Origin of the sequence: Caballeronia sp. GAFFF2 (assembly GCF_023631485.1) — a bacterium.
Classification (GTDB): Bacteria; Pseudomonadota; Gammaproteobacteria; order Burkholderiales; family Burkholderiaceae; genus Caballeronia.
Genome location: NZ_JALQDA010000027.1, coordinates 616863 through 633631, shown reverse-complemented (window position 1 = coordinate 633631; position 16769 = coordinate 616863). Strand labels below are relative to the sequence as shown.

At 60.0% G+C, this 16769-nt stretch carries 19 protein-coding genes; 13 read left to right on the top strand and 6 right to left on the bottom strand.

All coding sequences use genetic code 11. From position 1 onward, the window contains the following. Nucleotide 1: 1 nt before the first annotated feature. The 5 genes from doeB (at nucleotide 2) to NCT04_RS19290 (ending at nucleotide 4927) form a co-directional block, all read left to right on the top strand. The gene (gene doeB / locus NCT04_RS19310) at nucleotides 2–1024 is read left to right on the top strand and encodes a N(2)-acetyl-L-2,4-diaminobutanoate deacetylase DoeB (RefSeq protein ID WP_250467288.1); all 1023 of its coding nucleotides are present in this window, start codon (nucleotides 2–4) and stop codon (nucleotides 1022–1024) included. A 1-nt stretch (nucleotide 1025) separates the two neighbouring features. Then, a complete protein-coding gene (locus NCT04_RS19305) occupies nucleotides 1026–1502 on the top strand; it encodes an Lrp/AsnC family transcriptional regulator (RefSeq protein WP_250467287.1) in 477 nt (158 codons plus the stop codon). A 130-nt stretch (nucleotides 1503–1632) separates the two neighbouring features. After that, nucleotides 1633–3111: an NAD-dependent succinate-semialdehyde dehydrogenase gene (locus tag NCT04_RS19300; protein WP_250467286.1), complete on the top strand. Its 1479-nt coding sequence runs from the start codon at nucleotides 1633–1635 to the stop codon at nucleotides 3109–3111. Nucleotides 3112–3156: 45 nt separating this feature from the next. Continuing rightward, complete coding sequence (locus NCT04_RS19295) at nucleotides 3157–4566, top strand: aspartate aminotransferase family protein (protein WP_250467284.1); 1410 nt, start codon at nucleotides 3157–3159, stop codon at nucleotides 4564–4566. 64 nt (nucleotides 4567–4630) lie between these two features. Then, the gene (locus tag NCT04_RS19290; RefSeq protein ID WP_250467282.1) at nucleotides 4631–4927 is read left to right on the top strand and encodes a hypothetical protein; all 297 of its coding nucleotides are present in this window, start codon (nucleotides 4631–4633) and stop codon (nucleotides 4925–4927) included. A gap of 63 nt (nucleotides 4928–4990) precedes the next feature. Here the strand turns inward: NCT04_RS19290 and pqqA are convergent, their stop codons facing one another. After that, nucleotides 4991–5065, bottom strand: coding sequence for a pyrroloquinoline quinone precursor peptide PqqA (pqqA, locus tag NCT04_RS19285; protein ID WP_008353049.1), 75 nt, complete (start codon nucleotides 5063–5065; stop codon nucleotides 4991–4993). 502 nt (nucleotides 5066–5567) lie between these two features. Here pqqA and NCT04_RS19280 point away from each other — a divergent pair. After that, entirely contained in the window at nucleotides 5568–5804 is a 237-nt protein-coding gene (locus NCT04_RS19280; RefSeq protein ID WP_250467280.1) for a hypothetical protein, read from the top strand. 15 nt (nucleotides 5805–5819) lie between these two features. Here NCT04_RS19280 and NCT04_RS19275 read toward each other — a convergent pair whose 3' ends face one another. Together NCT04_RS19275 and NCT04_RS19270 are read right to left on the bottom strand one after the other, a co-directional pair. Further along, complete coding sequence (locus NCT04_RS19275) at nucleotides 5820–8735, bottom strand: bifunctional diguanylate cyclase/phosphodiesterase (protein WP_250467278.1); 2916 nt, start codon at nucleotides 8733–8735, stop codon at nucleotides 5820–5822. Between the two features lie 172 nt (nucleotides 8736–8907). Continuing rightward, entirely contained in the window at nucleotides 8908–9948 is a 1041-nt protein-coding gene (locus tag NCT04_RS19270; protein ID WP_502800675.1) for a GlxA family transcriptional regulator, read from the bottom strand. Nucleotides 9949–10012: 64 nt separating this feature from the next. Here NCT04_RS19270 and NCT04_RS19265 point away from each other — a divergent pair, with 64 nt between their 5' ends. After that, entirely contained in the window at nucleotides 10013–10702 is a 690-nt protein-coding gene (locus NCT04_RS19265) for a DJ-1/PfpI family protein (protein ID WP_250467274.1), read from the top strand. 45 nt (nucleotides 10703–10747) lie between these two features. Here the strand turns inward: NCT04_RS19265 and NCT04_RS19260 are convergent, their stop codons facing one another. Together NCT04_RS19260 and NCT04_RS19255 are read right to left on the bottom strand one after the other, a co-directional pair. After that, nucleotides 10748–11179 (bottom strand): GNAT family N-acetyltransferase, encoded by a 432-nt coding sequence (locus NCT04_RS19260; RefSeq protein ID WP_250467271.1) that lies wholly within the window; start codon nucleotides 11177–11179, stop codon nucleotides 10748–10750. After that, nucleotides 11179–11919 (bottom strand): ABC transporter substrate-binding protein, encoded by a 741-nt coding sequence (locus NCT04_RS19255; protein WP_250467269.1) that lies wholly within the window; start codon nucleotides 11917–11919, stop codon nucleotides 11179–11181. Before NCT04_RS19255 ends, NCT04_RS19260 begins: the two co-directional genes overlap by 1 nt. Nucleotides 11920–12019: 100 nt before the next feature. On the opposite strand from NCT04_RS19255, the gene NCT04_RS19250 reads away from it, so the two are divergent. The 6 genes from NCT04_RS19250 (at nucleotide 12020) to NCT04_RS19225 (ending at nucleotide 16253) form a co-directional block, all read left to right on the top strand. Next, on the top strand, nucleotides 12020–12532 hold the full coding sequence (locus NCT04_RS19250; protein ID WP_250467267.1) for a cupin domain-containing protein: 513 nt from the start codon (nucleotides 12020–12022) through the stop codon (nucleotides 12530–12532). 46 nt (nucleotides 12533–12578) lie between these two features. Then, nucleotides 12579–12872 (top strand): hypothetical protein, encoded by a 294-nt coding sequence (locus tag NCT04_RS19245; RefSeq protein WP_250467265.1) that lies wholly within the window; start codon nucleotides 12579–12581, stop codon nucleotides 12870–12872. A gap of 59 nt (nucleotides 12873–12931) precedes the next feature. Beyond that, nucleotides 12932–13786, top strand: a complete 855-nt coding sequence (locus NCT04_RS19240; protein WP_250467263.1) for an oxidoreductase — start codon at nucleotides 12932–12934, stop codon at nucleotides 13784–13786. 98 nt (nucleotides 13787–13884) lie between these two features. Continuing rightward, a complete protein-coding gene (locus tag NCT04_RS19235) occupies nucleotides 13885–14229 on the top strand; it encodes a response regulator (protein ID WP_244829475.1) in 345 nt (114 codons plus the stop codon). Between the two features lie 176 nt (nucleotides 14230–14405). Beyond that, nucleotides 14406–16046, top strand: coding sequence for an FAD-dependent oxidoreductase (locus tag NCT04_RS19230; RefSeq protein WP_250467261.1), 1641 nt, complete (start codon nucleotides 14406–14408; stop codon nucleotides 16044–16046). 6 nt (nucleotides 16047–16052) lie between these two features. Continuing rightward, nucleotides 16053–16253: a DUF2783 domain-containing protein gene (locus NCT04_RS19225; protein ID WP_244829693.1), complete on the top strand. Its 201-nt coding sequence runs from the start codon at nucleotides 16053–16055 to the stop codon at nucleotides 16251–16253. Here the strand turns inward: NCT04_RS19225 and mobB are convergent. Next, a complete protein-coding gene (gene mobB, locus NCT04_RS19220) occupies nucleotides 16250–16759 on the bottom strand; it encodes a molybdopterin-guanine dinucleotide biosynthesis protein B (RefSeq protein WP_250467259.1) in 510 nt (169 codons plus the stop codon). The genes NCT04_RS19225 and mobB overlap by 4 nt on opposite strands. Between the last annotated feature and the right edge of the window lie 10 nt (nucleotides 16760–16769).

Genomic DNA, 16769 nt, shown 5'->3' with positions numbered 1-16769 from the left:
GATGCGCGCGTCACCGATCAGTCCGACCGTCGACTTCGAAGCCGACGGCGAACAACACGGCTTCCTGAAGCTGCCGTATTCGCGCAACGATTCGGCGTGGGGTGCGGTAATGATTCCGATCACGGTCATCAAGCGCGGCGACGGACCGACCGTGTTACTCACGGGCGGCAATCACGGTGACGAGTATGAAGGGCCGATCGCGTTGTCGAAGCTCGCATCGACGTTGAAGGCCGGCGATATCAATGGCCGCTTGATCGTGGTGCCGTTCATGAATTACCCGGCGTTTCGCGCGGGTACGCGCACGTCGCCCATCGACGCGGGTAATCTCAATCGCAGCTTTCCGGGCCATCCCGATGGCACGGTGACGCAGAAGATAGCCGATTACTTTCAGCGTCATTTGCTGCCCTTGGCGGACTACGTTCTCGACATTCATGCAGGCGGGCGTACGCTTGATTTTCTTCCGTTCGCGGCGACTCACGTGTTGGCGGATGCGCGGCAACAGGCTCGCTGCGAAGCCGCCATGCGCGCGTTCGGCGCACCTTATTCAATGCGCATGCTCGAACTCGACAGCGTCGGTTTATACGACAGCGCAGCCGAAGAGGCGGGCAAGGTGTTCGTCTCCACCGAACTTGGTGGCGGCGGTTCATCCACTGCTGCTAGCGTCGCCATCGCGGAACGCGGCGTGTATGGCTTCCTCGCCCATGCGGGCATCATCGACAAAGAAAGTGTGATTAGTGAAGCGCGTACGACCACGTTGCTCGATATGCCCGATGGCGCGTGCTATACGACGAGCGAACATGCGGGCTTGCTGGAAATGTGCCGCGATCTTGGCGACATGGTGTCAGAGGGCGACGTGCTCGCGCGTGTTCATGACATCACGCGCTCTGGCGCGACGCCGGTCGAATATCGCGCAAAGCGTGCGGGACTGCTTGCGGCAAGGCACTTTCCTGGCCTCGTACAGACAGGTGACACGGTGGCTGTCGTGGCCGACATCATCGAACGCAACATACCGGTGACGATCTGACTTGACCAAACTCGACCGATACGATCTGGCTATCTTGCGCATCCTCGCGGGCGACGGACGCATTACGAAGTCGCGTCTGGCGGAGAAAGTGAACCTGTCGATCTCACCTGCATGGGAGCGCGTGAAGCGGCTCGAAGAAAGCGGGATAGTAAAGGGATATCGGGCGAATATCGACTGGACGTCGGCGTTCAAGGGAAGCCGTATCGTCGTGGAGGTTACGCTCTCGCGGCATACCGCGTCAGACATGAGACGCTTCGAAGACCGCGTGCAACAAGCGTCCGAGATCGTGCAGTGCGTGGCGACAGGTGGTGGTGTCGATTACGTGCTGCATGTAGTCGCGCGGGACATAGACCACTATCAGCGCTTCATCGACTCGTTGCTGGTCGAGGAACTCGGCATCGAAAAGTACTTCACGTATATCGTGACCAAGGTCATCAAGGACGATTGCGGTGGTCCGCCCGAGTGGGCGCAAGTTTGAGTCGCGAACATCGAAACAGAAAAAACACCAGGCGTGGCAAGCGATAACGAAAAATTCCGCGACTGCATGAGCTTAAAGTGACTCCATCGAATCAGAGTCAAGAGCGAATCAATCGATAGGAGCGAACATTATGCTGTTAGGACATCCGGTTCTCTTCAAGTCGCTGTGCTATGTGGACGGCCGTTGGGTACATAGCAACAATGCCGCGTCGATCCCGGTGGTCAATCCCGCCGATCAGCAGGTCATCGGGCATGTGCCGATGCTCGAACGCGAACAGATCGTCAGCGCCGTCGGAGCCGCCGACCGCGCGTTTCAAGCTTGGCGCTGGACACCCCAGCAAAAGCGCAGCGCGTTTCTCATGCGCTGGCATGAACTGATCTTGCGTCATCAGTCCGACCTCGCCGGCATTTTATCGCTGGAGCAAGGCAAGCCGCTCGCCGAAGCGAAGGGCGAGATCGCATATGCCGCGAGCTTTATCGAATGGTTTGCCGACGAAGCAAAACGCCTTGCAGGACGCACCATTCCAACGCATATCGATGGCGCGCATCTCGGCACGGTCATGGAGCCAGTCGGCGTTGCGGCGCTCATCACGCCATGGAATTTTCCCGTGGCGATGATCACGCGCAAAGCCGCGGCCGCTATCGCGTCGGGCTGCACGGTTGTCATCAAGCCTGCGCACGAAACGCCTTTTTCAGCGATGGCGCTTGCACAACTCGCGGAAGAGGCGGGCTTTCCCGCAGGCGTGTTCAACGTCGTGATCGGCGAGCCGCAGATGACCATGGAAGCGCTCGTGAGCGACACTCGCGTGCGTGCGGTGAGCTTCACCGGTTCGACGCGCGTTGGAGGTCTCGTGGCAAAGGCCGTGGCGCAGGCAGGCATCAAGAAGCTTGCGCTAGAGCTCGGCGGCAATGCGCCGTTCATCGTGACCGAGGACGCAGATCTCGAACATTCGGTGCGCGTTGCGATTGGGGCGAAGTTTCAGACATCGGGCCAGGATTGTTGCGCCGCGAATCGCATTTTCGTGGCGCGACCCTTGTACGAAGCGTTCGTGCAACGTTATACCGAAGCGGTCAAGGCACTGAAGGTAGGCAGCGCGTTCGAAGCGAATGTCGATGTCGGTCCGCTCATGCATCAGGCCGCTTTCGATGCGACCGTTGCGCGTATCGAAGACGCAAAGGCGCAAGGCGCGCGCATCACTGTCGGCGGCAACGCGCATGAGCTCGGTGGATGGTTCTATGAGCCGACCGTTGTCGCGGATGCTAGAGCTGGCATGCGTATCTACGATGAAGAGAACTTCGCGCCCATCTCCGCGATCTCTCCGTTCGATACGCTCGACGAAGCCGTGACACGCGCCAACGATACGGAATACGGCCTTGCCGCCTATATCTGCGCCACGCGCATCGACACGATCTTTCAATTGGTGCGACGGCTCGACTTCGCAATTGTCTCGGTGAACGGCGTCAAGTTCACGGGCGCGCCCATTCCCTTTGGAGGCATGAAGGCATCGGGTCTCGGCCGCGAAGGTGGCGCGGAGGGCTTCGAACCCTTCGTCGAAACGAAATATTTTTGCTTAGGGAATCTGGGTCTGCCGCTTTCGAGCGCAGCCTGATTCAACCCATGTTAAGAACACGCATAGCGCTCCAAGGAGAAGCACATGAGCCAGGAACAGCAATCGATTGCACACTTGTTCGCGGAAGATCGCGCGCACTTCATGCATCCGTCCACGCACGCTCACGATCATGCAAGCGGCGCGTTGCCGGGCAAGATCGTGACGGGCGCCAAGGGCATTCGTATCGAAGATCATCAGGGCCGGACTTATATCGATGCATTCGCAGGACTGTATTGCGTGAACATCGGCTACGGTCGAACCGAAGTGGCCGAAGCCATTTATGAGCAGGCAAAGAAGCTCGCTTACTATCACACTTATGTCGGCCACTCGACCGATGCGATCATCGAGTTGTCGTCGCGCATCGTCGCGTGGTCACCGGAAGGCATGAAGAAGGTGTACTACGGCATGTCCGGGTCCGATGCCAACGAAACGCAGGTCAAGATCGTCTGGTACTACAACAACGTACTGGGTCGCCCGAACAAGAAGAAGATCATCTCGCGCGAACGGGGCTATCATGGCTCGGGCATCGTCACGGGCAGCCTCACTGGCTTGCCGAGCTTTCATCAGCACTTCGACTTGCCGATCGATCGTGTGAGGCATACGGTTTGTCCGCATTGGTATCGAAAGGCACCGGCTGGTATGAGTGAAGCGCAGTTCACCGCATACTGCGTGGAAGAACTCGAGAAGCTGATCGCGAAGGAAGGCGCGGATACCATCGCTGCGTTCATCGCCGAACCGGTCATGGGCACGGGCGGCATCATCGCGCCGCCGGAAGGTTACTGGGATGCTATCCAGCAAGTGCTCAGGAAGCACGACATCCTCTTGATCTCCGATGAAGTCGTGTGCGGCTTCGGACGTCTCGGCTCGAAGATGGGCGCGCAGCATTACGGCATCAAGCCGGATCTCATCACCGTGGCTAAGGGCCTCACGAGCGCTTATGCGCCGCTGTCGGGCGTGATCGTGGGCGAACGTGTATGGGATGTGATCGACAAGGGCTCGCGAGAGCATGGTCCGATGGGACACGGCTGGACCTATTCGGGTCATCCCATTTGCGCGGCTGCTGCGCTGGCCAACCTCGACATTCTCGAACGTGAAAACCTCACGCAGAATGCGGCGGAAACGGGTGCTTATCTGCATGCGCAGCTTCACGCGGCATTCGATTCGCATCCGTTAGTGGGCGAAGTACGTGGCGCGGGTATGCTTGCCGCGCTCGAATTCATGGCCGATAAAGACGCGCGCAAACCTTTCGATGCGGCGCTCAAGGTCGGGCCGAAGGTATCGGCAGCGGCTCTGGAGCGCGGTGTGATTGCGCGAGCCATGCCGCACGGCGATATTCTCGGCTTTGCGCCACCGCTCGTCACGACGCGTGCCGAAGTGGATGAGATAGTCGGCATCGTCAAGCAGGCGGTCGACGCGGTGGCTAATGACGTGATCGGATCGACTGTCGCGAGCTGAGGTTCGAAGTGGAATGCGCGTTGCTCGTGTTGTTGGCACCGACAGCCTTTAACGGGAGCAAGCAATGACGATTAACGACAGCGAACAGAAGAGCACGGATAAGCCGCTTGGCGATGCTGGCAGCGGAGCAAGCGGTGGCGGTTCTATCGGCAATCTGCCGGGTCCCGGTTCAGCGACAGGAGGCGATCCAAAGCAAGGAGTGCGTCAGCCTAATGCGGGAGAGATCGAGCCTGAAAACAGGCGTCTTGACGAAGATCCGCATCAAACGGCGGAAGTGCCTTTGGGTTCAGGCAGCCGACCTGAACCGGCAGGAAAGGGTGGACTTGGCCCACAAAAAAGCGAAGGTGACGGTGCAACGTAGCACGAGCCGCTCAAGCCTTGAAAAGAAAGCGGCCGCTTTGTGCGGCCGTTTTCTGCTTGGCGATTAACGCGTGGCGATGTACATCGTAATTTCAAAGCCAAAGCGCATATCGGTAAAGCTAGGGGTTTCCCATTTCATAAAGCCTCCTTTTGCTAAAGCGGCCAAGCGGTTGCAAGACCGATGCGCGGTTCTAAGCTTGATTTAGCGCCGTGCGAATCCGCGCCCAAAATTCGACGCGCTTTAATCCTAACGCGTCTTAGGCGTCTGCATCATTGGAAATTGCCCGCAAGATCATTTAATTTATTTATAGCGGTCTTTGCCGGTTTCCTGAATTGTCAGGGGATGTACCTACTTTGTCAGGGTCCGTGGCGGGATTCTGTTCCAGCGCTTCGCCGGGACGAGGGATCACCCTGTCTGCTTCGGACGGCTCGATTTCGTTCAGACGATTGCCGCCGGGTGTACGCGGCTCTTCATGCAGGTCGTTATTTGCTCGCGCGGATGTCATTACGGTTTCCTTAAGTTGCCTTGTCATTCGATGAACCAGGCCGACGAACCAGCAACCGTTGTACCTAAGGTCAGCGTGCGCCAGGCGCACTTGATGCTAGCCGATTGATATGTCTATCCACTCGAAGGAGCGAGCATGTCAATCGAAGCGGACCGTATTTCCGATCTCGAAGTGAAAGTCGAAGACACGTTGTACATGTTCGACACGAAGGATCGCGCTGACGCGTTCCTGCAGTGCCTTGGCAACGACTCGTTGCAGACGTGCACCACTAATCATGCGCCTGTATCGATGCGCGCTGTGACGACCGACACCGGCGTGCCGGAAGGTGAACCGGGCAGCATCATCTCGCCCTCGCTTGGCGGCATGCCCTGATCCAATGCTCAAGAATCAAAGAATGGCGCTTGAAGTAGTGCGTGGCGCAAGCGCGCTGCGCGTCAGCGACTCTAGTGGCAAAGGCTTGTCGAAGAAGTAGCCTTGCGCCTGCGCTGCACCCATGTCGCGTAGTACTGCAAGCGTGGCCGCGTCCTCGACGCCTTCGGCCACAAGCGTGAGATCGAGCGACTCGGCCATTCGCACGATAGCTCGCACGATCGCGCGACTGCGAGGGCTTTCGGTCAGTTCGAGAATAAACGACTTGTCGATCTTGAGGCCGCTGAACTGATACTGATGCACATAGCTCAGGGACGAAAAGCCCGCGCCGAAGTCATCCAGTACGACGGACATGCCGTTATCCGCGAGTCTTTGCATGGTGCGGCGCGCAAGATCCGGCTCGGCTACGAGCGCGCCTTCCGTCAGTTCGAGACATACACGCGATGGCGACACGCGATAACGCCTGAGCAGCGCAAGGACATCGTCGGCGAACTCGGGGCGCGTCATGCTATAGCTCGAACAATTGACATGCACGGGCGGCCAGTGCGCAAAGCTGGCATTGGAAAGTATCGCGGCGACGCGTTCCAGCATGTATAAGTCGAGCCGACCGATGAGACGCAGCCCTTCCACTGCAGGCAGAAATTCGCCGGGTGCCACGATACGTCCATCGGGTTGGCGCCAGCGAATCAACGCTTCGAGCGCGACCACTTGGCCACTCCCTACATCGACGATAGGCTGAAAATACGGCAGCAACTCGTCGTCGCGCTTGATCGCGTTACGCAGTGCGCCCTCGCGTTCGACCTGATCGGAGACCTGTCGGCGAAGCTCCTGATTGAACACGACGAAGCTGTCGCGGCCCGCGTTCTTGACGCGATACATCGCGGTATCGGCATCGCGCAAAAGATCGGCGGGCTCGGTATGAAACTGCGTGTCCGCGCTCACGATGCCAATGCTGCACGAAGAAAACACCACATGTTCTTCGATATGAAACGGCAGATCGAAAGCCGCGAGGATGCGCTTGGCAATCGCCACCGCGTCGCGTACCGGCGCCTTGGGCGACAGCACTGCGAATTCGTCGCCGCCCAAGCGCGCGAGCAGATCGGTGGAGCGCAGACAATCGCGCAGACGCGCGGCGGCCTGCACCAGCAGCATGTCGCCGAAATGATGACCCAGGCTGTCGTTCACCACCTTGAAGCGATCGAGGTCGATGAACATCACCGAGAGCTCATCGCCGCGTGTCTGGTAGTCGTGCCATGCACCACGCAGCCGATGCATCAGATGACTGCGGTTGGGCAGGCCGGTCAATGCATCGTGCGAATTCTCGTACAGCAGACGCGCGTTGACATCGTCGAGTTCACGCGTACGGGCCTGCACACGGGCTTCGAGCTCGAGGTTGGCTGCATGCAATGCTTCGGCATCGCGACGGCGCGAGAGGGCGGTATCGATATGGCGCGATACGAAGGTCAGCAACTCCTGATCGCGCTGCGAATAGCGCACGAGCGGCGAGTAACTTTGCACCGCGAGCACGCCGCGCACGACATCGCCATCGAATAGCGGAATGCCGAGCCACGAGCGCAGGCGCACGTCGTCGTGATCGGTTTCGAACGCCCCCTCCGCGATGAGACGCAGCGCTTCCTGATGATCGATGAGACGCGCGCGGCGTTCGCGAATCACATACTCGGTGAGCCCACGCTGGCCGCGACGCGGCTCGGGCCGCTCCTGCACGATCTCATCGACGTAATAGGGAAACGAGACTTCGCATGTTTCGGTTTCGAAGAGCGCCACATAGAAATTGCGCGCATAGAGCAGCTCGCCGACGATGCCATGCAGACTGCGAAAGAACTCCATCATGTCGCCGGGCCGGCTCGACAATTCCGCGATTTGATAGAGCGCTGCTTGCAGATGTTCGGAACGCTCGCGCTCGGCAATGCCATGTCGCAAAGCAGCGTTGAGCTTCGACAACTCGGAGGTGCGGCGGGCGACCTGTTCTTCCAGATCCGCGCGATGCAGGATACGGTCGAGCGCCATCGCGACGTGACGCGCCACGACTAAAAACAGCGCGCGGTCCTCGGCGGTGTACATGCGCGAGACGTCATAGACCTGCATGGCCAGCATGCCGAAGACTTCGTCGGACGCATTCTTGAGCGGCGCGCCCATCCAGAACTCGGGGCGATCGCCGATGCAATAGAAACGCTCCGCGCGTTCGGCGGCGCAGATGTCGGCTGCGGTCACGAAGAGCGGCTGCTCGCTCGTGAGCACTTGCCCTGTCATCGAAAGACGCTTGGGATCGAGAATGTCGTAGTTCTCGGCGGCGACCACGTCCGTGTCGATCACATCGACGTAATACGGATAGGTGATCTTGCCGGTCTTGCGGTCGTAGAGCGCGAGGTAGAAGTTCTCGGCGTCGATGAGCGTGCCGAGACGCTCGTGCACGCAACGCAGAAAGTCCGCGCGCTCGGGCACCGAACTGGCGAGATACGCGATCTCATACAACACGCGTTGCGTGAGTTGCGCCCGCGCGAGGACATCGGCTTGCACGCGTTCACCAAGTGCGCGTGCGAATTCAGCGAGATGTGCATTGTCGCTGTATGCCACAGGCGCGAGCAGCCAGCCGAGCACGCTTTCGCCGCGGCCGGTCGGCCAGGCATGCCAGCCGTGCGCGGCGCAGGCTTTCGCGAGGCGGTCCTCAGCGATGTCGCTTGGCCACGCTGGTATGCAAAATTCATTGCCCTGGCGTTCAAGATGCAATTGCTCGCCCGCGCGATACCAAGCCCATGTGTTGGGGCAAGCGGACGCGGCAGTGTCCCGCAGCAAGGCGTCGATGGACGGTGCGATGTTCGCCGGCGCGGCATCGTCCGCGCCATCGTCGGTCACGTCTTCCTGTGCGGCCTGAGCCGCCTGCAGTGGCGCGTTATACGCGGAAAACACACTCATCGGCGCTCCAGGCCCTCAGGCCGCCTCGTCGGACGGTTGGTTAAGCAAAGCGGCTCGCGCACGGTTGCCCGAAGCGCCTCATGCAATCGCTCTTACTCTGGTATCGGCAGCGAGCATACAGCCTTGAGCATGGATGACAAAAAAAGCAGCAGGATTGGCTTTTGCATGCACTTTATGCCGATACCGCCGCGCGGGCGAAGCGTTCGCGGTAAGTCTGAGGCGCAACCCCGAGTGCGCGCACGAAGCCGCGTCGCATGGTTTCTTCCGAGCCGAAGCCGCAGCGTGCCGCAATGCGCTTGACCGGCAGGTCCGTGTCGCCCAGCATACGGCGCGCGGCTTCCAGCCGCATTTGCTCGATGGCGCGAGCAGGCGTTGCGCCGGTCTGCGCCCGGTAATGACGCACGAAGCTGCGCTCGCTCATGCCGACGCGCGCCGCCAGCGTTCCAATGGATAGATTGCATGCAAGATTCTCCGCGATCCATGCATGCAATTCGCCGAAGCGTTCGCCCGAGTCCTTCTGCAGCAAAAGCGCGGCGCTGAACTGCGCCTGCCCGCCGGGGCGCTTTAGAAACACGACGAGATGACGCGCGACATCGAGCGCGAGCGCGCGTCCGAGATCATCTTCGACGAGCGCAAGCGCCAGGTCGATTCCCGCTGTCACGCCTGCGGAGGTCCAGAGATCGCCGTCGCGGATGAAGATGGGATCGGACTCGACCCGCACCGCCGGAAAGCGGCTCGCCAGCTCGGCGCAGCGCGTCCAGTGCGTGACGGCGCGGCGTTCGTCCAGCAGGCCGGTCGCCGCAAGCAGAAAGGCGCCGGTACACACCGATGCCGTGCGGCGCGCATGAGCGGACCGCGCGCGCACCCAGTCGACCAGCGTGCGGTCGCGCAGCGCTTCATGCACGCCCCAGCCGCCCGCGATGACGAGCGTGTCGCACGGCTCGCGCGCATCGGGCAGCGCTTCGCCGATCAGCCCAAGTCCCGCCGAGGCTGTCACCGTGCCGCCCGGCGCGACGACTCTCGCGCGATAAGGGCGTGGCATGCCGGCCTCGCGCGCCAGTTCGTTCGCGGACGCGAACACCTGCAAGGGACCGGCGACATCGAGCAACTGAACGTCGGGAAAGGCGAGTATGTCGATGATGCATGGCTTCGGCGATGACATGATAGCTAGGGCGCTTGGCGTAAAAAGTGGGGCGATCGACCATCTCGCCATAGCGTAGCGGCGTAGGATGCATTCGTCCACCTTCATTCTTCAACCTGCCACGAGAGAGAAAGCGATGACCCTTCACATCGGCCTGCTGCTTTTCCCGCGCGTTCAACAACTCGACCTCACCGGTCCGTACGAAGTCTTTGCGCATCTGTCGGACGCTAAAGTGCATCTTGTATGCAAAACGCTTGCGCCTGTTCCTTCCAGTACAGGGATGCAACTCGCACCCGACACATCGTTCGCGGAATGCCCCACGCTCGACGTGCTCTGTGTTCCCGGAGGCGAAGGCGTCGGCGCTCTGATGGAAGACGAGGAAACGCTTGCGTTCATCCGCCAGCAGGCGAAGGGCGCTCGCTTCATCACTTCGGTATGCACCGGTTCACTCGTTCTCGGCGCGGCCGGTTTGCTGCGCGGCAAGCGTGCGACGACGCATTGGGCTTTTCACGAACTGCTGGGCGAATTCGATGCGACGCCCGTGCACGCCCGCGTGGTGCGCGACGGCGCCTTGTTCACGGGCGGTGGAATCACGGCGGGCATCGACTTCGCGCTGACGCTCGCGGCTGAACTCGTCGGCGAGCACGAGGCGCAGGCCATTCAACTGCAAATGGAGTACGCGCCCGCGCCGCCGTTCGATGCCGGGGATCCGAATCACGCGCCTGCCGCTGTAGTGGCGGACGTGCGGGAGCGCTCGGGGGCTTCGCTCGCAAAGCGCAGGGAAATCACGAAGCGCGCGGTGCATCGGCTCGGATTGAATGCTTGATGCAAAATGCCGGCATGCCGCATTTTGAATGCCAAATGCCTGTATTCAGAACCGCTTTTGCATGAAGTACCGCGCACGTCCTGCATGGAAATCCGCCAGTTCGCCGAAGACTTCGAAACCGTGGCGAACATAAAGATCGCGGGCTGCGGGATTGAGCGTATCGAGCCACGCGGCGCGGCAGCCGCGCTTGCGTGCCTCGACTTCGGCGGCGTCGAGCGCGCGAGCGCCAAGTCCGCGACCGCGCGCATCTTCGCGAACCCAGAGCCATTTGACGAAAAGCCATTCCCACGCGGTATAGCCCGCGAGGCCGCCTACAAAGTCGTCGCCTTGATAAAGCGAAACGGCCAAGTCGCGATGATCGCTTGGTCCGAGTTGACCGGTATTGAACGCGGCGAGACCGCCTGCGACATCGGCCTCGAACGATGCGTCGATCCAGTCGGTCACGGATACCGTCACTTGGATACGCTCGCCCTGCATCAAAGCTGCTCCGGCGGCGCAAGCGAGACGCCGGTGATGCCGTGTCGCGCGAACGCATCCCGAATAAAGCCCGACCGTTTGATGTCCTCGATGAAGTCGCGAAGATACTGCGTGGCCGCATCGCCGCGAGTCTTCGGCAAGCCCATTGCCTGCCTGATCACCATGAAGCGCCCGTCGATCAGCCGTACCCCGGGCGTGCGAGCGGCGTCGGCCTCGAGTTGCTGCTTCACGCCCGCGGCGACCTCGATCCCGTCGCGCAGAAAAGTGTCGACCACCGCCTCCGACAGTCCAGTGCGCACGAGTTGAGCGTGCTCCAACTCGCGCGTCAGGAAGAGGTCGTATGCGCTCCCTTTGCCCACCATGATGCGATTGCCCTCGCGATCCACATCCTCGATGCGAGAAAGCGGCGAGTCGTTGCGCACCAGATAGCACCCTTCGATCAACACATACGGTGCAGTGAACGCGATGCCCGCGCCACGCAGCGGATCGATCGCGAAGAAGCCGACATCGGCCTGTTCCGCCGTCACCGTCTCCACCGATTGCGCGGCGTTGGGAAAGGAATTGAATGCAATCTCGACGCCGAGCCGCGCGGCCAGTTCGCGGGCAATATCCACGGAGACGCCGCTGGGCTCGCTGCTCGCCGAATCGCGATGCACGAGCACGGGGTTTCCAAGGTTGAGCGCCGCGCGAAGCGTGCCGGTTGGAGCAAGAGCGTTTTTCGTGGTCGCGGTTAGCGTCATGGTCTTCCTTCGATGAGAGACGTTGGCATCTTGCGTTCTGCATGCAAACCGATCCGATGCAGAATACGCGATGCGCCAACCATCTGGCAAAGGAGAACGCATGCAGATACCCCGCATAGACAGTCGCGAGTTGATCGATCGCCTCAAGCTCGAACCGCATCCCGAGGGCGGCTACTTTCGTGAGACCTATCGCGCGAATTCAGGAGTCACGCGCAACGGCGAGGACGATCTCCGTTCGGCATCGACAGCCATCTATTTCCTCCTTTGCGATGGCGCTTACTCCGCCTGGCACCGTATTCGGTCGGATGAAGTCTGGCATTTCTATGCGGGTGATTCGATCGATGTCCATGTGCTCCATTCGAACGGAGAACTGGCGACGCATCGACTCGGCAATGCGCTTGAAGATCCGCAGGCGGCGTTTCAGGCGGTCGTCAACGCGGGTGACTGGTTTGCCGCCGAATGCCATGAACCAGGCGGTGCCGCGCTCGTCGGCTGCACGGTGGCGCCAGGGTTCGAGTTCAGCGAGTTCGAATTGGCCGCGCCCGGCGCGCTCGGGGCGCGTTATCCACGGCATCGCCAGTTGATCGAGCGGCTGGAGCCTAAGCGTCTGTGAGCCAAATGAAAGTCAGGCGCGCGGTTTGCTGTGAAACGGCTAAGAAATGAAAAGCAACTTAGCAAACGAGCAAACCGAAAGCGCCATGGACGATTCCCTTATCCGCCTGCGGGCGAAGATTGCAAGGCAAATCGCCGAGCGAGAAGCAACCCTACAACCGATGCGCGACTACGCAGTTCTTGGCGGCAACGCCACCCCCGAACGAACTTACTGCCCCGTTACCCTCGCGGCATTGGAGCAAGACCTTTGCGGCTGGAAGCGCATGGCCGCAAAATTGGAGACGACTGTTTTGTTCGAGCCGCGCGAACATCGCGCGTTACGCATGCCGCGTCTGCGTTAAGCAAGCGTCGGCCTTTGCGGTCAAAATGATTAGCGCAACGCTAACCACGGAGACCCGCAATGTCAGCATCGAAGCAAGACACGCCTGTCTGGTTCATCACCGGCTGTTCCACCGGCTTTGGCCGTGAACTCGCATCCGCTGTGCTTGCGCGCGGCTGGCGTGCTGTCGTCGCCGCTCGCGATCCCGCCCGCGTCGCCGACATCGTCGAGCCTGCAGGCGATAGAGCCATAGCGGTTCGGCTCGACGTCACGCGCCCGGACGACATCACCGCTTCGGTAAAAGCGGCGCACGATGCGTTCGGTCAGATCGACGTATTGGTCAATAATGCCGGCTTCGGCTATTTGGCCGCAGTCGAGGAAGGCGAGGACGACGAGGTGCGCGCGATGTTCGAAACTAATTTCTTCGGCGCGGCTGCGATGATTCGCGCGGTATTGCCAGGCATGCGCGAGCGTCGCGTGGGGCACGTGGTCAACATCACATCCGTGGGCGGCCTAGTTGGTAATCCGGGCAGCGGGTATTACGCTGCGACCAAGTTTGCGCTCGAAGGCCTCGGCGAAGCGCTCGCGCGCGAGACCGAGGGCCTTGGCATCAAGGTCACGGCCGTCGAACCGGGACCTTTCCGCACGGATTGGGCGGGCCGCTCGCTTAAGCAGACCCAGCGTTCGATCGACGATTACGATTCCGTTGCCGGTCGCCGTCGCGCGGGGATTGCCGAGCTTAGCGGCAGACAAGCGGGTGATCCGGTGCGCGCGGTGCAGGTCATCATCGAAGCCGTGGAAGCTAAAAATCCGCCCGCGCATCTCGTGCTTGGCAATATTGGGCTCCAAGCCGTGCGGGCCAAGCATGCAGCGCTTAACGCGGATATCGATACCTGGCAAGAACGCAGCGCCTGGAGCGACAACCCGCTCGATTAAAAGCATCAACCTCGAACCTCAGGCCCGCTTATTGCGCTATTTGTTATTGCGCTCGATCTTCGACGCTTGTGCTATTTACGCTTCGGGAAAAATCCATCATGCGCGTGCTTTTCGTTGAAGATGACGTTGGTCTTTGCGACGCTTTCAGCGCGCTTGCCCGCGCCTCCGGGCATATCGCAGATGTCGCATACGATGGACACCGGGCGCTTGAACTCGCGTCGGAAAATCGCTACGACACGATATTTATCGACATAGGTCTGCCGGATTTCGATGGTCGCGATCTTTGCAGACGGTTGCGTGCTGCCGGGCCGAGCCAGCTTGCTTGCGTCGTCGCGGTAACGGGTGACGACCGGCACCGTGACAGCGAGCAGGAACAATTCGACGGCTACTACCTCAAGCCCTTCACTGAAGAAGGCTTTATGGCGGTCTTAGCGGCTTGCTAAAGAAAGCAATTAAAGACGCAATAAAAACGTCCGCTTATTAGAACGGACGTTTTTTTGTGCTTAAGGGAAATACAGGAAAAAACGTAGCCACACAGAAAAGTCCGTTTGTACAATGCCCTAACGGCGATTCAAGGCCTGCCCAAAGAGGCGGTAGCAGGAGACAACCCAAAAACGACATGGTCCGCTTTGCTTACAAGCGAGCACCGGAACACGACACCGCCGAGTCCCCGGTCTATCCGGTGGTCGTGACCGGCGCGGGACCGGTCGGTCTTGCCACTGCAATCGATCTCGCGCAACACGGCGTTTATACCGTGCTCGTCGATAGCGACGACACCGTATCGGCCGGTTCGCGCGCCATCTGTTTTGCGAAGCGCACACTTGAAATCTTCGAACGTCTCGGCTGCGTCGACGAGATGATCGAAAAAGGTGTGCGCTGGAATGTCGGGAAGGTGTTCCTGCATGACGATCTGATTTATGCATTCGACTTGCTGCCCGAAGCAGGCCATGCGCATCCCGCGTTCATCAATCTCCAGCAATATTACGTCGAGCGCTATCTCGTCGAACGCGCGGCACAACTCGATAACTTGCATATGCGCTGGAAGAGCCGTGTAGTCGGTGTAACGCAGCATCGGGATCATGTCGAACTGCAAGTGGATACGCCCGATGGACGATACGCCTTACGTACACGCTATGTCGTAGCGGCCGACGGCTCACGCAGCTTCATTCGTCAGGCTCTCGATCTCGATAGTCACGGCCGGATATTCAAGGACCGCTTTCTCATTGCGGACGTCAAGATGAAAGCGCCGTTTCCGGCGGAACGCTGGTTCTGGTTCGATCCACCGTTTCATCGCAACCAGTCTGTGCTGCTGCATCGCCAGCCGGACAACGTATGGCGCATCGACTTTCAGCTCGGCTGGGAAGCTGACCCTGTCACGGAAAAAGCACCCGAACGTGTCATTCCGCGCGTCAAGGCATTGCTTGGCGAAGACGCGGAATTCGAACTCGAATGGGTGAGCATCTATACGTTTGCATGTCAGCGCATGGAGCATTTCAGGCACGGTCGAATTCTGTTCGCAGGCGATGCGGCGCACGGCGTCTCACCTTTCGGCGCGCGCGGCGCGAATAGCGGTGTGCAAGATGCAGACAATCTCGCATGGAAGCTCAGTCTCGTCGTTCATGGCGACGCTCCGCCTGCTTTACTCGACACGTATGCATCCGAACGGGAATACGCCGCGGATGAAAACATTCGTCATTCCACGCGATCGACCGATTTCATCACGCCGAAGAGTGCGGCCTCGCGTCTATTTCGGGACGCGGTGTTGGAGCTATCGAAGGACTGTGCTTTTGCGCGACGCCTCGTCAATAGCGGGCGACTCTCGGTGCCGACCGTGCTGCAAGACTCGCCGCTCAATACGCCCGATCAGCCCGATGACAGCTTCGCATGTTTGATGACGCCAGGGAGGGCATGCGTGGATGCGCCCATACGCGTAAATGGCCGCGCTGCATGGCTCTTGCAACAAACGCATGGCAAAGGCTTCATAGGAATCTACTTCAGCGGCAGCGATGACGGGGAGGAAGTGCGCAGGGCTCTTTTACAGAGGCTAACGTCGTTTCGTCTATTGCTGGTTGCGCCGAAGGGCATGGCCGCGTCGTTCGAAGATATCGAAGACGTCGATGGCATCGTGGCGCATCGATTCGATGCTCGCCCCGGCACGTTCTACTTGTTGCGCCCCGACCAGCACGTATGCGCGCGCTGGCGTGCGTTCAACGCCGATGCGATATTTAACGCCGTACAACGCGCTACTTGCAATGGATAAGCCAGCATGAAGCTCAAGCTCGAGGCCAATCTTGCCGATCCGGATGCGTTCTATGAACGGCTCATCGGCACACACGACGGACTAAGCGACGAAGAAAGCCGCATGCTCAACGCCAAGCTCGTGCTGCTTCTCGCGAATCATATTGGCGATGACGATGTAATCGGAGAAGCATTGGCCGTCGCACGCAACGGCGTCAAAGCAGATTAAACGGCAATGCGCAGTGTCTCGCAGATAAAGGCGCCAATGCGGTCGATATCGTCTAGCCGCAGCAGAGGCAGCGCGCTGTCGACTGCCGAGGCATCGTCGGTTGCAATGGCAAGAATTGCGACGTCGGTCTTATAAAGCGGCTCCCGGCCAACCGATGGCCGAACCACCTCCAGTCGCGGAATGGCTTCGCGTGCAAATCCTTCGACAATCGTGAGGTCCGCATGTGTCAGCCGCGCAGCGAGTTCCGTAAGCGAAGGCTCGTTCCCCTCGCGCAACTCGCGCACGATTGCATAGCGGTAAGGCGATGCAATCACCACTTCGCCCGCGCCTGCACGCCTGAAGCGCGCACTGTCTTTGCCCGGAGGTTCGAGTTCGATTGAATGATGACTGTGCTTGATGACATTGACTACAAGACCGCGCTCCCGAAACCAGGGCAACAACGCCTCGATCAGCGTGGTCTTGCCCTGACCCGAGCGGCCCGAGATACCGAAGAGCGGCGCATTCATGCGATAGATC

Bases quoted from the DNA above. Each gene is read 5' to 3' on its own strand.
- mobB (WP_250467259.1), bottom strand. From the start codon at position 16,759: ATGAATGCGCCGCTCTTCGGTATCTCGGGCCGCTCGGGTCAGGGCAAG.
- NCT04_RS19275 (WP_250467278.1), bottom strand. From the start codon at position 8,735: ATGAGTGTGTTTTCCGCGTATAACGCGCCACTGCAGGCGGCTCAGGCC.
- NCT04_RS19300 (WP_250467286.1), top strand. From the start codon at position 1,633: ATGCTGTTAGGACATCCGGTTCTCTTCAAGTCGCTGTGCTATGTGGAC.
- NCT04_RS19245 (WP_250467265.1), top strand. From the start codon at position 12,579: ATGAAAAGCAACTTAGCAAACGAGCAAACCGAAAGCGCCATGGACGAT.
- NCT04_RS19290 (WP_250467282.1), top strand. From the start codon at position 4,631: ATGACGATTAACGACAGCGAACAGAAGAGCACGGATAAGCCGCTTGGC.
- NCT04_RS19250 (WP_250467267.1), top strand. From the start codon at position 12,020: ATGCAGATACCCCGCATAGACAGTCGCGAGTTGATCGATCGCCTCAAG.
- NCT04_RS19270 (WP_502800675.1), bottom strand. From the start codon at position 9,948: ATGGCGAGATGGTCGATCGCCCCACTTTTTACGCCAAGCGCCCTAGCT.
- NCT04_RS19260 (WP_250467271.1), bottom strand. From the start codon at position 11,179: ATGCAGGGCGAGCGTATCCAAGTGACGGTATCCGTGACCGACTGGATC.
- NCT04_RS19240 (WP_250467263.1), top strand. From the start codon at position 12,932: ATGTCAGCATCGAAGCAAGACACGCCTGTCTGGTTCATCACCGGCTGT.
- NCT04_RS19235 (WP_244829475.1), top strand. From the start codon at position 13,885: ATGCGCGTGCTTTTCGTTGAAGATGACGTTGGTCTTTGCGACGCTTTC.
- NCT04_RS19230 (WP_250467261.1), top strand. From the start codon at position 14,406: ATGGTCCGCTTTGCTTACAAGCGAGCACCGGAACACGACACCGCCGAG.
- NCT04_RS19295 (WP_250467284.1), top strand. From the start codon at position 3,157: ATGAGCCAGGAACAGCAATCGATTGCACACTTGTTCGCGGAAGATCGC.
- NCT04_RS19255 (WP_250467269.1), bottom strand. From the start codon at position 11,919: ATGACGCTAACCGCGACCACGAAAAACGCTCTTGCTCCAACCGGCACG.
- NCT04_RS19280 (WP_250467280.1), top strand. From the start codon at position 5,568: ATGTCAATCGAAGCGGACCGTATTTCCGATCTCGAAGTGAAAGTCGAA.
- NCT04_RS19265 (WP_250467274.1), top strand. From the start codon at position 10,013: ATGACCCTTCACATCGGCCTGCTGCTTTTCCCGCGCGTTCAACAACTC.
- NCT04_RS19225 (WP_244829693.1), top strand. From the start codon at position 16,053: ATGAAGCTCAAGCTCGAGGCCAATCTTGCCGATCCGGATGCGTTCTAT.
- doeB (WP_250467288.1), top strand. From the start codon at position 2: ATGCGCGCGTCACCGATCAGTCCGACCGTCGACTTCGAAGCCGACGGC.